The sequence below is a fragment of the Bacillus sp. K2I17 genome, assembly GCF_002209985.1.
Taxonomy (GTDB): Bacteria; Bacillota; Bacilli; order Bacillales; family Bacillaceae_G; genus Bacillus_A; species Bacillus_A wiedmannii.
In genome coordinates, this window is sequence record NZ_NJGF01000002.1 from 252701 (window position 1) to 268770 (window position 16070).

A 16070-nucleotide genomic window follows, 5' to 3' on the forward strand; every position below is an offset into this window, starting at 1 on the left:
CATAAATTACACCTTGATTTCCATTTAAATACATATATTGAATGTAGAAAGGTTAAAAATTATTCGCGTTTAAGAAGATGACATATTGGATTGTAACAAGCTTTGAGAAAAGGATCTTTGCAACATTTTTGTGATAGTGCCAACTTGACCATCTTGGATGGCAGTTCCATCAAGGTGAGTCATCGGCAAAATTTCAATCGTCGTTCCTGTAAAGAAACATTCATCCGCTTGATAAACATCGCGAATGCTAAACAGTTCTTCTTTTACTGGAATGCGAAGGGTTTTCGCTAAAGAAAGGACATACTGACGAATGATGCCATTTAAAATAAGGTGATTGGCTGGATGTGTGTAGAGAGTTCCGTTTTTTATGAGAAAGAAATTAGAACAGCTTCCCTCAGTTACAGTACCATTTCGTACGAAAAGAGCCTCTTTACAACCTTTACGTTCAGCTTTCGTAGCGGCTAATACATTGGGTAATAAATTTAATGATTTGATATCACAGCGTAGCCAGCGGGTATCTGGTTCTGATATAGCACGTACACCATATTCAATCCATAACGCTGGTCTTTCTTTCTTCGTAATATAGGCATAGATTGTCGGCGGGACGTCATATGAGAATGTGTGGGTACGAGCTTGTACACCACGAGATACTTGTAAATAAATCGTTCCATCTTCATAGAAATTATTATTTTCAATTAGTTTGTAAAGTAGGATAATAAGTTCTGCTTTTGAGAAAGGGAGTGATAATTCTATTTCTTCCATGGAGCGATATAATCTTGTGATATGCGGATCTAATAAGTGAAAGTTCCCTTTATATAGGCGAATAACTTCGTAGACACCATCTCCAAACTGCAAGCCTCTTTCTTCAAGTTCTATGTACGCGCGATGTTTTGTTGTATCAATAACTGCATCATTCCATAGTACAAATTTTTCGTATGCCAATTTCTGTCCCATCCTTTCGTAAGTGCATAAGTAAAGTGAAGCTTTCATTCATTTGGAATAAAAACCACTATAGTAATTTTTATGTGAGTACTTCTTTACATATGACGTATATGTATTTGTAAATGGTAGAGAAGTAGTAGTGATTTACAGCATTTTGTATATACAAATTCGAAAATGAGAAATAAGAATCCTGCTTTTGAATAAAAAAAAGCAACATTCTTATGGAATGCTGCACAAGGAGGGTAGCTATCTTTCATAGGGACATCGTCTTATTGAATGTTTTGTGTATGGAAACAAAACATATTGAAAGACAATTATAAGAAAGTAGAAATAAACGATTCATATATTTCTTTAAGGGATCTTATTACAGATGAGAGATAAGAAATATATAGAACCTTGCTTACATATTTTATTATAGAGATGTTTCGTTAATCCTATGTGAATATTTGGTAAAGGTTATGTAATGTTAAAGTTAATGAATATAAGTGATTGTATGGAGAAATATAAAAAAAGAGGCTGAGATTACTCAGCGCTCTTCTTTTCTTCTTTAATAGCTGTCTTTACTTCACCGGTTTTGGTCTTATTACTTTCAGAGAAGCGAAGTAAGTCACCTTCAATGATTTTGTCAGACATGTTCAATTCATTTTGGGCACGATCAATGAGTGGTTGAGATTCTTCTTTTGGTAATTGTACAACTTCGCTAGTAGTACGGTCGTAGAATGTACTGTTCGTGTACATGTACTTATCTGTAACGAAGCTACCGTCACGAAGAACAACGAATCCTTTATTTTCTGGTGAGAATACATCATGACCGAATTGAACTTGATTCGTAGAATCTACACCAAGTAAGTTTAGAATTGTTGGTTTAATGTCAATTTCACCAGTTGGTTTTGAAATTGTTTTACCTTCTTTTTGACCTGGAACGTGAATAAACATCGGTGTTTTTTGTAAGTTCATATGGTCAAATGCAGTGATTTCTTCTTTTCCTAAGAACTGTGCCATTGCACGGTTATGGTTTTCAGAAATACCATAGTGGTCACCGTAGAATACGATAACTGAGTTGTCGTAAATACCTTCTGCTTTTAGACGTTCAATAAAGTGTTTCATTGCTTCGTCTAAATAGCGAGCAGTTACCATGTAACGGTCAAATACGCCATCACCAGAATTGTATTCATCGATTAATTTTGTGCTGTCATCATAAGTGAATGGGTAATGGTTTGTTAAAGTAAGGAAGCGAGTATAGAACGGTTGCTTCACTTCTTTTAACATATCGATAGATTGATCGAAGTATTCGATATCTTTTAATCCCCAATTTAATTTCGTTTCTGGCGTAATCTTGTAGTCAAGCTCGTTGTAGTAACGATCATAACCAAGTGCCGGATACATAATGTTACGGTTCCAGAATGTTGCGTTGTTCGCGTGGAATACCGATGTGTGATATCCTTGCTCACGTAAAATTTCTGGTGTTGCTGTATATTCGTTATTACCGTGTGTGAAGAATACAGCACCACGGTCTAGTGGATACATGGAAGTATCTACTAAGAATTCAGCATCAGATGTTTTTCCTTGCCCAGTTTGGTGGAAGAAGTTATCAAAGTAATAACTTTCTTTCGTAAATTGGTTTAAGAATGGTGTAACTTCTTGTCCGTTAACTGTTGCACCAATTAAGAATGTTTGTAATGACTCAAGAGAGACAACAATTACGTTTTTCCCTTTTGCCGTACCAAACATATTTGGATCTGGTTTGCTTTGCGTTGTTTTTACGTAGTTCTCTGTTTCCTGTAATTTACTACCGTCAGCAAAAGCTTTTTGTGAACTTGATTTTGCTTGTAAGCCAAGATCATACACTTGGTGTACATATAAACCTAAGTTTTTAACAAGCATAACGCGGTCGAATGAACGTGTTAATAGTTCAGGACGCTCAGCTTCTGCAAGTCCTAAGTTTGCGAAGAAAATAGCAACTGTTGACACGAAGTATAGGGAACGCATTGGGCGTGCTACACGTTCTGTCGGTGCAAAATTCTTCATCTTCTTCAATAAAATGAAGAATACAATAATATCAGCAAATGCAAGGATAATTTTGTAGTTAAACAATTCTTTCACACTAGAACCTAAACTTCCAAAGTTAGATGTTTGTCCTAGTACTGGTAAAGTAACGAAGTCATTGTAGAATCCGTAGAACATTACGTTACCAACAAGAACGATTGTTAAAACAAAATTAATTCCAAGTGCTATATAGTTACGTTTTTTCCCTTTTGCAAATAATGCAAGACCAACAAGCAGTAATGATGCTGCTAATGGGCTAAGGAATAAAATGAATTCTTGCATGAAAGATTCAAGTTTTAAATCAAAGCTTGTGCGTGTAATAAGGTACGTCTTCAGCCATAAAGCTAAAGCTACGAATACAGTGAAACGCACATTTTGAAATTGTGATTTCAAGGTTTCTTTCATCCATTTCCACCCTTTCTCTATCAGGCTTGGTCGATTTTGGAGCGAAAAATGCTAAAATAAAAAATACATAGTTTTCTTGGCCATAATTAGAGGTTCTATATTCACCCATATACGACTATAACTATGCATACCCTTTTGGTTTCTTGTGCTGCTCATAAGCATAACGTCATTTCTGTATTATACAACAAAATTCATTTCTGAGAAACACTATAACATTTTACATTTTTTGTATGAGATTTGTCACTACCAGAGAAAACTTTAACATTCGTTTATATGTCCGTCAACTAGAAAATATAACAAAGGTAGAGCAGAATGTTCAGTGAAAGTGAAAATTTTCTTGTTGAGAAATAAGAAATGACAATGGGTGAGTGGTTATCTAGAAACCTATTATATGAAGGGAAGTATGTAAAAATTAACGAACACTTGTTCTTTTTTAGTTTGTTTGTTACAATGAAAGTTCATTGATAGATTATGTGTAATTTTGATGAACTTTTACTGATAACATATTGTAGCTTATTTCTTTAAAAAAATAGGGAGGCTTTTACATGGAACAAAAATTTTCAGTTGAAGCGTTTTGGAAGAAAGCAAAACATGTTGCAAAGCAAGCAGGGCAGTCGGTCATTTATGCAAGTTTATTATTGTTTTACGTTTTGCAAAGACCTGATGTTCCAAAGCGAGTGAAAATTATTGTGATTGGAGCACTTGCTTATTTTATTGCACCAATTGATGCCATCCCAGATTTCATTGCTGGAGTTGGTTATACAGATGATTTAGGGGCGTTAATGGCTGCTCTATTACAAGCGTCGTTATACGTCAATGAAGAGGTGAAAGATAAGGCACGAGTGAAGTTGGCAGAATGGTTTGGTTCGGATATAGACACATCCTTTATCGATCAGAAATTAGATCAGTAGTTGAGAACTGTCATATGGTGACAGGGCGAACGTAAGCGAGGAAGTGCATTATGCCATCAGGAAGAACGCATACGAAAATAAACTTAATATCCCTTCCGGTTGTTTTGTTTATGCTCTTTTCGTATGGATTAACAAACTTGGATTTTTTATTAACTTTTGCAATTGGCTTTTTAGTAGGTACTTCATTTTTAACGCCGGATTTAGATACATATAGTAATGCGTATAATAAATGGGGGTTCCTACGTATATTTTGGTATCCGTATAAGAAGGTCATGCCGCATCGATCCTTCTTTACACATACAATTATACTTGGTGATGTGATTCGTATTGCATACATGTTAATTGTGTTTTCTCCGTTTTTATTCCTATTAAATGTAATCGCGCTTGATGGGAATTTAATAGAAATTGCGAAGGAACATGAGGTTGAAATTGTAACGTTCGTAATGGGAATTATTGTAGCAAGTACGCTTCACATTATAGCGGATAAAGTGAATACGCGCCGCAAAAAAATGATGAGAAAAAAGAAGAAACGCAGAAGATAAAAAAACCGTCCCAAAAAGTATTTTGGGACGGTTTTTTCTTATTAAAAGATTGTCGTATCGCCGATAAAATTTCATTTATTATGATGCGTACTGTTTTAATCAAACGTTTGTTTAAACTTAAGCTTTCAGCACTTTAATACCTTTTACGATGTTCCAAATGAAGTAGTATAAGCTAATAATGCCACAAATACATAAGACAATCATTGCTCCAATTCCAAGTGTTACGTCTGGTTGATTCGATCCGATACCCATAATTCCTAGAATAATAAATCCAATAAATGACGCGATGCTTGGAATGATGTGTGTCCATAGAGCGCGTTTTGCGTGCGGTTTCGTTTCAGAATCGCCCACAATCCACACAATGATAGGGAATAAGATAGGGGCAAATAATACACTAAAGTATGATAAAGCTGCTAATATTTTGTTTCCGTTCATATATATCACCTCATAAATAATATCCGTTTTTATACCTTTATTATGCAGGAAATGTAGCGAGCTTCCTATCGATGAACATTACAAGAACGTGACGTTTTTGTAAGATTCTCATGATAAATAATAAAATTTTCAAAAAAATCTTTTTTAATGAAAATTGTTGTGATAAAATTAATGAAAACGTTTTCTTTGACGTTTTTTTATTTTAGGTTTAAAGGTATGATGACCTGATAGTCTATTGATGAGGTTATTCTATTTAAAAGGGGATTCTTTAGGGGGAGAGAACAATGAACACATGGACACAAGTTTATGATCCGTTCGGAAACATTTGGATTTCGGCAGCGGTCGCACTTATTCCGATTATCTTTTTTTTCTTAGCTTTAGCAGTTTTCCGCATGAAGGGGTATGTGGCAGGATTAATTACAGTCGTACTTACAATTTTAGTTGCGTTATTCGCTTATAAGATGCCGTTCACGATGGCGATGGCAGCGACGGGATATGGTTTCTTATACGGACTATGGCCAATTGCTTGGATTATCATTATGTCGGTATTTTTATATAAAATATCTGTGAAAACAGGTCAATTCGATGTGATTCGTGCATCTGTATTATCCATTACGAATGACCATCGTTTACTCGTTATTTTAATCGGTTTTTCATTTGGAGCATTTTTGGAAGGGGCAGCAGGATTTGGTGCACCAGTAGCGATTACCGCAGCGCTTCTTGCAGGTCTTGGGTTAAATCCTTTATATGCAGCGGGTCTGTGTTTAATCGCAAATACGGCACCAGTAGCGTTCGGAGCGATGGGAATTCCGATTACAGTTGCTGGACAAGTAACAGGTATTGATCCGCATAAAATTGGACAAATGGCTGGGCATCAATTACCGTTCTTATCATTATTTGTTCCGTTCTTTATCGTATTTTTAATGGATGGATTTAAAGGAGTAAGACAAACATGGCCGGCTCTATTTGTAGCAGGTAGCTCATTTGCAATTACGCAGTTCATTACAGCGACGTTCTTAGGGCCAGAACTTCCGGATATTACGTCAGCACTTGTAAGTTTAGTGAGTTTATCGCTATTCTTAAAAGTTTGGCAGCCGAAAGAAATCTATCAGTCTAAAGAAGCAAATAGTGAAGTAGCAGCAACGGCGATATCTATGCCGAAACTAACGGTAGGAAAAGTAGTAAAAGCATGGTCTCCATTCATTATTTTAACTGTGATGGTAGTCATTTGGAGCCAAAGTTTCTTTAAAGCGTTATTTGCTCCAGGCGGTGCTTTGGAAAGCCTTGTGTTTAAGTTTGAAGTTCCAGGCTTACACAATTTAGTAATGAAAGCAGAGCCAATTGTAAATAAACCGACGCCTTATGAAGCAATCTTGAAATTAGATATTTTATCAGCGACGGGAACAGCAATTTTAATTGCTTGTATCATTTCTATCTTTATTTTGAAAATGAGTGCAAAAGATGCAGTAGTAACATTTAAAGAAACGATAAATGAGCTTAAGATGCCAATTCTATCTATCGGATTCGTATTAGGATTCGCGTTTATCGCAAACTATTCTGGTCTATCTTCTACATTAGCATTAGCACTTGCAGGAACTGGCGGACTATTCCCGTTCTTCTCACCATTCCTAGGCTGGATCGGTGTATTTTTAACAGGATCCGATACGTCAGCGAATGCACTGTTCTCGAATTTACAAGCGATTACAGCGCAGCAAGTCGGTGTATCTGAAGTACTTCTCGTTGCAGCAAATACAACGGGCGGTGTAACAGGAAAAATGATTTCTCCGCAATCGATTGCAATTGCTTGTGCGGCAGTTGGACTTGCTGGAAAAGAATCAGATTTATTCCGCTTTACAGTGAAGCATAGTTTATTCTTCGTAATTATTGTTGGTATTATGACGTATGTACAGGCATATTATTTAACGTGGATGATTCCATAAACAACAAAAGAAATAAACTTTGCATTTTTCAGATTATCGTGTATGATGGGAAAGTATTGAAAATTAAATCAGTGATAAACTAGGGGTGCCTAACGTATGCGTAGGCTGAGAGAGAAGCGTGTGAACTTCTTAACCCTTTGGACCTGATCTGGCTCGTACCAGCGTAGGGAAGTTAACGGCTTTACATAATGATGTCTTTATGAGCCAGGTCCTTATTTTTTTATGGACCTGGCTCTTTTTATTTTGGCATACGCTGGCCATATCTTGTCCTTGTCACGTACAGGGGGGCAACAAAGGTTATGAAACAGTCTGTTTCAGCTGAGCAAATTGAATTGAAATCGAGTTTACCAGGAAGTAAGAAAGTGTATGTGGATGGACCACGCGCTGGTATGAAAGTGCCGATGCGCGAGATTGAACAAAGCGAAACGAACGGTATTCCGAATCCGCCAATTCGTGTATATGATACGAGCGGTCCTTATACAGATCCTGTTTATAAAGTGGAACTGGAAAAGGGGCTGCAGGCGCCGCGCCACTCTTGGATCCTGGAGCGCGGAGATGTAGAAGCATACGAAGGGCGCGAAGTAAAACCAGAGGATGACGGTGTGAAAGTGGCTTTGAAACATACGCCTGTTTTCCCGCAAATGGATCGTCAGCCGCTTAGAGCAAAGCAAGGTGGAAATGTTACGCAAATGCATTATGCACGTAAGGGTATCATTACGTCTGAGATGGAATATGTTGCGATTCGTGAAGGAGTAGAGCCTGAGTTTGTTCGTAAGGAAATCGCGGAAGGTCGTGCCATTTTACCAGCGAATATTAACCATCCGGAAGCAGAACCGATGATTATCGGCCGTAACTTTCATGTGAAGGTCAATGCAAATATCGGAAACTCTGCTGTATCTTCTTCAATTGCAGAAGAAGTAGAGAAGATGACGTGGGCAACGCGTTGGGGTGCGGATACGATTATGGATTTATCTACAGGTAAAAATATTCATACGACGCGTGAGTGGATTATTCGTAACGCGCCTGTACCAGTTGGAACTGTACCGATTTATCAAGCGCTGGAAAAAGTAAATGGAATTGCAGAAGATTTAACGTGGGAAGTGTATCGTGATACGTTAATTGAGCAGGCGGAGCAAGGTGTGGATTACTTTACGATTCACGCGGGCGTATTACTTCGTTACATTCCGATTACTGCAAAGCGTACGACAGGTATCGTTTCACGTGGTGGTTCAATTATGGCACAGTGGTGTTTATTCCATCATAAAGAAAACTTCTTATACACTCATTTTGAAGAGATATGTGAAATTATGAAGCAGTACGACGTTTCGTTCTCTCTTGGAGATGGATTACGTCCAGGTTCGATTGCAGATGCAAATGACGAAGCACAGTTTTCTGAGCTTGAAACACTTGGTGAATTAACGAAGATTGCTTGGAAACATGATGTGCAAGTGATGATTGAAGGACCTGGGCATGTACCGATGCATTTAATTAAAGAGAATATGGAGAAAGAGCTTGATATTTGTCAGGGCGCACCGTTCTATACACTTGGGCCGTTAACGACAGATATTGCACCAGGTTATGACCATATTACATCGGCAATTGGAGCGGCGATGATTGGCTGGTTTGGCACGGCGATGCTTTGTTATGTAACACCGAAAGAACATTTAGGTTTACCGAATAAAGATGATGTTCGCACGGGGGTTATTACGTACAAAATTGCTGCACATGCAGCTGATCTTGCGAAAGGGCACAAAACGGCTCATCAGCGTGATGATGCACTTTCAAAAGCTCGCTTTGAATTCCGTTGGCGCGATCAATTTAATTTATCTTTAGACCCTGAACGTGCGATGGAATATCACGATGAAACATTGCCAGCAGAAGGCGCGAAAACGGCTCATTTCTGTTCAATGTGTGGACCGAAGTTTTGTAGTATGAGAATTTCACATGATATTCGTGAATATGCGAAAGACAATGATTTAGAAACGACAGAAGCAATTGAAAAAGGGATGAAAGAGAAAGCGAAAGAATTTAAAGACACTGGTAGTCATTTATACCAATAACACGTTACACCTCTTTACTTGATTGATCACACTGTAGTACCTAACTTAAATATAGAAGAAGCCCCCTTTGCTAAGACGGTAGCAAAGGGGGCTTCTATTTTCTATAAGGCGAAGAATAATTGTACCCAGTAGTATAAGAGGAATAATGTGACGGCTGTTGTGAGTGGGATTACGATGAGAGATACGCTTAAATAATCTTTCCATTTCACTTTAATTTTATTTTGTCTTAGGATATACATCCAAATGAGGGAAGCTAGCGTACCGATTGGTAATAATAGTGAACCGATGTCACTACCAATGATATTTGCGAGATAGATAGTTTTTAATGTGACTGGATCTAGGCCCATTTCTGTTAATGTAATGGTACCAATCATAAGTGCAGGGTGATTATTAAAGACGTTAGAGAGGATAGATACAAGTCCGCCCATTGCAAAGCTAGCATAGAGTAGATGTTGACTTACAACTGGTTCAAGCCAATTTACAAGCGCCGTTGTTAATCCTGCGTTGTGAAGCCCGTAAATAATTACATACATAGAGAAAGCGAAAATTAAAATGTGCCACGGTGTCTTTTTCAAAATATCGACTGGGTTTGTTCGTAAGTAGTACCATCTCCAGATGAGAAGAACGAGTGAACCGAGTACAGCAACAATTTCGATTGGAATCGATAAGAAGGATGCAACGAATAGAAGACAGCGCATAAGAAAGACGAAACCTAATACTTTTAACATAAATTTTGTACGTTTTTGTTTCGTATTAACAGATTTTGTTCCTTTAAGTGGATGGAAGTTTTTTGTGAAGAAAATCTCTTCAATGTCATAAGAAGAAACAGGTAATTTTTTAGGAAGCTTTTTCTTTAACACTGTATACATGAGCCATGACATAAATAATAAACCTAGTGTTGCAGGTACAAACATCATAGCAGTATGCATGTAAAGAGTCATATTAACGATATTTAATGCGATTAAGTTTACGATATTACTTACACCAATTGGTGCACTAGATGCAGTAGCGATTAAAGCACCACTTAATAAATAAGGAATTTGTTGATGTGGTTTTAATTGAAGGTTTTTTAGAAGAAGAATTAAAATTGGAGTTGTAATTAAAATACTACCGTCGTTATTAAATAAAAGAGTCATAAGAAAACATAATAATTGAATATACCAGTATAGACGGCGACCAGATCCTTTTGCTAAATTTGCAAGTTTCGCTGCGGACCAGTGGAAGAAGCCGAAGCTTTCTAATATAACCGCCATAACGATGGTCGCTAATATTGTTATAGAGGCACCGCCAATTTTACTAATAATATCTATGACGTCTGGTCTTGATACAAGTCCAGTAATCAAGATAATGCCAGCGCCAATTGCTGCCGGCCAAGCCTCATTTAAGCCACGGGGTCGCCAAAAGATAACAATCATCGTTAAGAAGAATACAATAATAGTAATCCATATTTCAATGCTCATATTTTACCTACCTTTCTACTTTTCCTTAAACCAATGTAGCTTGTCTCAAGGTTTGTATTAGTAGTATATTCAGCGAAAAATAGGAAGAACTAGACATATAATGGAATAAAGTGAATATGTGTTTTTCAAGCGAAAGGACAAGTGTCACGAATAGTGAAATAACTATTGTGAGAGGAGTCTATAAATTAGGGGGGCAGTAAGATAGTAAATGAAATTTATATGGGCGATTATGGAGAGATATTGGCGCAACTCAAAATATATCAGCGATTATGGAGATATATCGGCGCAACTTAAAATATATCAGCGCAACTCAAAATATATCAGCGATTTTTAAAATATATCGACTTATCGACAAAAGATGACAAAAGGAGCCCATCCAAAATGCCTTTTGGAACAGACTCCCCCGAATATATTATTTTTCCTTCAAAAAAGTTCGATCCTTCAAGAATAAATTCCAGAAGAAAATAAATCCTGGTAGTAAAATTGCGATTCCAATTGCGTATAGGATAAGCAATGCATAGAATGTTTCTGTCGTTGTAAAACTTGTAAATACAGTTACATCAGGATAAATGATATAAGGTAAATGCGCGACACCGTAAGCGTAACTTGCAAATGCATATTGAGCGACGACCGCTAAAACGGCGATGCGAGGGTATCCTAGTGTGCCGTACTTCTTGTTTGTCCACCAAAGAGAAGAGTATCCGATAACGAATAAAACGATAGAAACTGTAAACCATGGGAATTGCTTTATTAGTCCTTGCATAAGCCAGTGTGTTTCCGGATCCATTACAACGAGGGCGATAATCGCCGTAACGAGTGTTGCAGGACCAAGGATGATGGCGTTTCTTCTATAAATTCTATACGAATCTTCTGAACCTTGCTCTCTCGCAAAATCAGCAAGAAAGAGAGAGGAGAGAAATAGTTCCGAAGTTAGCCCAAAGAGCATATAGCAGTAGATAACCGGGCTAGAAAGAAGTTTTCCATACAGGAGTACTTCTTTTCCTTCAGAGATTGTAATATAAGCCCCCTCTGTAACGGGTAAAACAGTAATTAATAAGGCTGGAATTAAGAGCCCAGTAATACCTGAAATCACCCGAAGGAGGAATTGATACTTTGGCAGAGAGTAAGCAAATACCATGAATGTACTGCGAATTGCAATGAGTATTAAAATTAACATAACTGGCACGAACATCACTGTCGCAAGGGTGAAAGCAGCTTTCGGAAAGAAACCGAGAAAAGCGACAACGACAAAAACGAGAAATGTATTTGTTACTTCCCAAGTTGGTGATAAGTATCGATTGGCAAGTTTGGCAGCGAGCGTTGGATGTTTTGCGTATACCATGCCCCAAAAACCTGCTCCAAAATCGATGGACCCTAATATACTGTATACGAAAATAAGAGCCCATAAGATGATGATTGCAATACTTTCCTCATGCACGAGAATCGCCTCCTTCGTGATGTAAATCATTTGTAAGCGGATGTTTCTTAAAGAATGTCCGTAGTACAAAAACTGTTAAAATGCCGAGTCCAATATATAAAATGATGAATAGAATAAATAAAGGACCGACAAAATCAGCGCGTGTAGAAGCGTCGACTGTCCGTTGCATACCATAAATGGTCCATGGTTGACGACCACTACAGCTGAAAATCCACCCGAATTCAATACCGAGCATCATAATTGGTCCACATGCTGCAGCTCCCCAAAGAAGCCACTTCGGTAATTCTGCACCTTTTTTTCGGTAAACAAAGTACCAATATAAGAGGGCGATTGCTGCAACTGCAAAAGTAAAGGCAGCGGTGCCGACCATTAAGTTGAATAGTGTATGTGTGTAAAATGGTGGCCATGTTTCTTGTGGGAATTCCTTTAGTCCTTTTACGACGGTGCTAGGGTCGAGTCCCACTAGTAGGCTAAGCATGTTCGGAATTTCTAGTGCATAGTTTAGTTCAAGTGTGTTAGGGTCTACAACTCCGCCAATTGATAACGGTGCATGTGATGTCGTTTCAAATAAAGCTTCGGCAGATGCAAGTTTTTCAGGAGAATGCTTATGTAAGGCAATCGCTGATTCGTGTCCCGAAAGCCACATCGTAGCACCTGTAATAAATGTCACGACGAGTCCTAACAGTAGTCCCTTTTTATGATAAGCAATTTCACGTTTACTTAAGTTCTTCTTTAATAATTTAAATCCAGCGATAGAGGCAATGACGGCAGCTCCAGTTGTATAGGCTGTAATCACAACGTGGAATGCGCTTGTACCAAAACTCGGATTAAAGAAAGCTTTCCATGGATCAACGTTAAAAACTGATCCATCTGACCCCATTGAAAAGCCTGCGGGTGTATTCATCCATGTATTTGCCGATGTAATAAGCACGGCAGATGCCGTGGCACCAATCATGACGAAGAATAGCGAGATTAATCTCATGAATGGAGGTAGTTTGTCAGCTGCATATACATAAATAGACATGAACAACGCCTCTAAAAAGAAGGCGAAAATCTCAATTTGAAAGGGAACAGAAATAACCTGCCCAACAATTTTGGCAAAACCAGGCCAAAGAAGTGAGATTTGCACACCGACAATTGTTCCAGTTGGAATTGCTACACCGAGAAGGATGGCAAAAGCCTTCGTCCATCTTTTCGCCATAATGGCGTAATCGGAATCTTTCTTCCAGTGATAGAGTATTTCACTTATAAAAATCATTAATGAAAGTCCGACACCAAGTGTTGCAAAGATAATGTGGAATGCTAATGAAGAACCAAAAAATGCTCTTGCTAATGTTACCGTATCCATATGTAAACTCCTCTTCTTTTTGCCATTATTTTCTGATTGAATTGGAAGATTTATTCAGAAAAACTACCAAAAATATATATGTATTTAAAAAGTGGATATGGTAATATGATGTTTGAATATTCTAAATAGAAAGAAGTTAATGTTTAATAATATTTTGTTTGTTTTTTAGTAAGGAATATTTTATAATCTTTTATGCGAACATAAGTTCTGTTTTTCGAGGTGAAGAAGTTTATGTGAAATGGAGAGGATGTTTTATGTATCCTGAAGTCATTAAAAAGATGGCATTTTCAAAAGAGCATAGAGATTTATTATTGAAGCTGTATAATAAAGAAATTACGCGTCGTGAATATGATCGACTTGTGGCATCGCTATATAGACCTTCTAAAGAGGCTTGTGAGGGATAGAGGTAAGGGAGACAATCTAATAGATTGTCTTTTTTAATTTTACGTATGTTCTGGTAAAATTAAGGCTAGCCTTATTAGGGAGGTGAAAAGATTGCGGAAACGTTTATATATAGGGATTGGAGTTATTCTCTTAATCGCTTTAGGTGGCATTGTATTTTGGTCAGCTATACAAGGAAACCGTACAGAACATTTTATTTTAAGACATATGGTGAATGAAAATGGGACGCTTGCCACATATCGTTTAGCGGATACACAGGCAGGTACGGGTGAAGCGAAAGGCCGTGAAGCTTTATCGGAATCAGCAGGACTATGGCTACAATATACATTGGATAAAAACGATCAAGCGTTATTCGATGAACAAGTTAAGGTTATTCAAAATAGCTTTGTACATAAGGAGCATATTGTTATATGGAAAATCTCTGAAAAGGGAGAAATGCAGTCAGCTACAAATGCACTTATAGATGATCTTCGTATTATAGAACAATTATATCGTGCTTATGAAATGTACAAGGAAGAGCGTTATAAAAACTTGGCAGATCAATTGAGTGACGCTGTAATTCGTTATAATAAGAAAGATAATTATTACGTTGATTATTATGATGCAGATGCAGGGAAACAAAATAATTTTGCAACGACATCATACTTAAATCCACACGCATTCTCGTATATGAAAAAGTACGGCAAAGTTTCTGCACAGCAATATCAGGAAGTCGTTCAATTTTTAGCGGATTATCCAAGGCATGGCTGGGCATTCCCAAAAGAGTATAAAGAAGATGGTACATTTACGTACGATAAAGAAGTAAATCTTATTGACCAATCATATGTTGCATATCATCGAAGTTTAGGTGGCCTTTCATCAGCTGCTTATTTGGAATTTATCAAGAAGAAGTTCCAGGAGGATGGAAAGCTATACGGTCGTTACAATTTAGAAACGGGAAAACAAACTGTGAATTATGAATCACCAGCCGCATACGGACTAACGATCTTGTACGTACTACAAACAGGTGATACAAAGTTTGCAAAGGAATTATATGATCATATGGCCACATTCCGAAATGACAATATATTTAGTAGATATTACGGTGGATACGTAACAGGTGAAAATAATAATACGCATATTTTCGATAACGTATTGCCGCTTTTAGCGGAAATGGAATTGGAGAAGAGTAAGAAATAGAAGGTGCTATCCTCTGAAGGTGGCACCTTTTATTTTTTACTAAGTCGATATAATTTTACGTTCTAATATTGGAGAAGTAGTCAATTACGAATCTACGGAATTGCTGAGCGGTTTTTGATAAGTAGCGTTTCTTCGACCAACTCAATCCGATAGTCCGCTCGCAATTGGGTTCAATAATACGTAACTTATTTAATGCTAAAGTAGAGTTTTTTAATAAAGTTAAACTTGGGACAAAGGCGATGCCGAGACCTTGCTTAATAAGGTCGCTAATCACGGTTGGTTCATCTACTTCAAAAGCGATATGTGGAGTGAAGCCAGCTTCTTTACAAAATTCATCCGTTAAGTGCCGAAATCCGTAACCAGTGTTCATACTAATAAATGGTTCGTCTTTTACTTCATGCAGATGGATACTTTCGCGTCCTGATAAACGATGACCTGAAGGGACAACTAAGAAAATTTCTTCTGTAATAAGCGGTTCCCACATAATTTCCTCGCCTTCAATTGGCACAGAAGAAATGCAAAAGTCAATTTCTATATTATCTAGTTGTCGCTTCATAGAAGGAGTAGATGCGAGAAATTGTTGGAATCGAACGTTAGGATGTTCTAGTAAAAAAGAACCGAGTAGTTCTGGTAATATTCTCGGAATAGAAACGGCCAGTGTAATAGAGCCTTGTTGTAATTCAGCTAAATCTTTAATTTCTCGTTCGCCTTCACTTAATTCATGAAAAATGCGCTCTACGCGTTTTAAAAATACTTTTCCAAAAGAGTTTAATGTAATCTGTCGACCTTGGCGATCAAATAATAGGACGCCTAAGTCCTTTTCTAATCTAGCGATTGTTTTGCTAAGCGAAGGCTGTGCGATATGCAGTTCTTCAGCGGCTTTTGTCATATGTTCTAATCGTGCGACTGTCTGAAAGTATTTTAGTTGAAGAAGTTCCATTTTGACTCTCCTTTCTATAGAC

13 protein-coding genes and 1 riboswitch are annotated in these 16070 nt (G+C 37.5%); of the genes, 6 read left to right on the plus strand and 7 right to left on the minus strand.

The window, feature by feature from the left end; all coding sequences use genetic code 11:
- Nucleotides 1-69: 69 nt before the first annotated feature.
- Together CER22_RS04700 and CER22_RS04710 are read right to left on the minus strand one after the other, a co-directional pair.
- Nucleotides 70-954 (minus strand): D-amino-acid transaminase, encoded by an 885-nt coding sequence (locus CER22_RS04700; RefSeq protein WP_088608283.1) that lies wholly within the window; start codon nucleotides 952-954, stop codon nucleotides 70-72.
- A 510-nt stretch (nucleotides 955-1464) separates the two neighbouring features.
- On the minus strand, nucleotides 1465-3393 hold the full coding sequence (locus tag CER22_RS04710; RefSeq protein ID WP_088608284.1) for an LTA synthase family protein: 1929 nt from the start codon (nucleotides 3391-3393) through the stop codon (nucleotides 1465-1467).
- 545 nt (nucleotides 3394-3938) lie between these two features.
- Between CER22_RS04710 and CER22_RS04720 the strand changes: the two genes are divergently transcribed.
- Both CER22_RS04720 and CER22_RS04725 read left to right on the plus strand, forming a co-directional pair.
- On the plus strand, nucleotides 3939-4304 hold the full coding sequence (locus tag CER22_RS04720; protein ID WP_000435500.1) for a YkvA family protein: 366 nt from the start codon (nucleotides 3939-3941) through the stop codon (nucleotides 4302-4304).
- 50 nt (nucleotides 4305-4354) lie between these two features.
- A complete protein-coding gene (locus CER22_RS04725; RefSeq protein ID WP_088608286.1) occupies nucleotides 4355-4846 on the plus strand; it encodes a metal-binding protein in 492 nt (163 codons plus the stop codon).
- Nucleotides 4847-4963: 117 nt separating this feature from the next.
- Here CER22_RS04725 and CER22_RS04730 read toward each other — a convergent pair whose 3' ends face one another.
- The gene (locus tag CER22_RS04730; protein ID WP_087983179.1) at nucleotides 4964-5281 is read right to left on the minus strand and encodes a DUF4870 domain-containing protein; all 318 of its coding nucleotides are present in this window, start codon (nucleotides 5279-5281) and stop codon (nucleotides 4964-4966) included.
- Between the two features lie 284 nt (nucleotides 5282-5565).
- Here CER22_RS04730 and lldP point away from each other — a divergent pair, with 284 nt between their 5' ends.
- Together lldP and thiC are read left to right on the plus strand one after the other, a co-directional pair.
- Nucleotides 5566-7221, plus strand: a complete 1656-nt coding sequence (gene lldP, locus CER22_RS04735) for an L-lactate permease (protein WP_088064819.1) — start codon at nucleotides 5566-5568, stop codon at nucleotides 7219-7221.
- Between the two features lie 71 nt (nucleotides 7222-7292).
- A riboswitch (TPP riboswitch) is annotated at nucleotides 7293-7408 on the plus strand.
- Between the two features lie 112 nt (nucleotides 7409-7520).
- On the plus strand, nucleotides 7521-9281 hold the full coding sequence (gene thiC / locus CER22_RS04740) for a phosphomethylpyrimidine synthase ThiC (RefSeq protein ID WP_088608287.1): 1761 nt from the start codon (nucleotides 7521-7523) through the stop codon (nucleotides 9279-9281).
- 101 nt (nucleotides 9282-9382) lie between these two features.
- Here thiC and CER22_RS04745 read toward each other — a convergent pair whose 3' ends face one another.
- From CER22_RS04745 to cydA, 3 genes are all read right to left on the minus strand, one after another.
- On the minus strand, nucleotides 9383-10741 hold the full coding sequence (locus CER22_RS04745) for an arsenic transporter (protein WP_088064818.1): 1359 nt from the start codon (nucleotides 10739-10741) through the stop codon (nucleotides 9383-9385).
- A gap of 412 nt (nucleotides 10742-11153) precedes the next feature.
- Nucleotides 11154-12179, minus strand: a complete 1026-nt coding sequence (locus CER22_RS04750; RefSeq protein ID WP_000544164.1) for a cytochrome d ubiquinol oxidase subunit II — start codon at nucleotides 12177-12179, stop codon at nucleotides 11154-11156.
- Nucleotides 12172-13527: a cytochrome ubiquinol oxidase subunit I gene (gene cydA / locus CER22_RS04755; protein ID WP_088608288.1), complete on the minus strand. Its 1356-nt coding sequence runs from the start codon at nucleotides 13525-13527 to the stop codon at nucleotides 12172-12174. Before cydA ends, CER22_RS04750 begins: the two co-directional genes overlap by 8 nt.
- 254 nt (nucleotides 13528-13781) lie before the next feature.
- Here cydA and CER22_RS32915 point away from each other — a divergent pair, with 254 nt between their 5' ends.
- Both CER22_RS32915 and CER22_RS04765 read left to right on the plus strand, forming a co-directional pair.
- A complete protein-coding gene (locus CER22_RS32915) occupies nucleotides 13782-13931 on the plus strand; it encodes a hypothetical protein (protein WP_000283173.1) in 150 nt (49 codons plus the stop codon).
- Nucleotides 13932-14022: 91 nt separating this feature from the next.
- Nucleotides 14023-15108, plus strand: a complete 1086-nt coding sequence (locus tag CER22_RS04765) for a transcriptional regulator (RefSeq protein ID WP_142293428.1) — start codon at nucleotides 14023-14025, stop codon at nucleotides 15106-15108.
- A gap of 55 nt (nucleotides 15109-15163) precedes the next feature.
- Here the strand turns inward: CER22_RS04765 and CER22_RS04770 are convergent, their stop codons facing one another.
- Entirely contained in the window at nucleotides 15164-16048 is an 885-nt protein-coding gene (locus CER22_RS04770) for a LysR family transcriptional regulator (RefSeq protein ID WP_088064816.1), read from the minus strand.
- Between the last annotated feature and the right edge of the window lie 22 nt (nucleotides 16049-16070).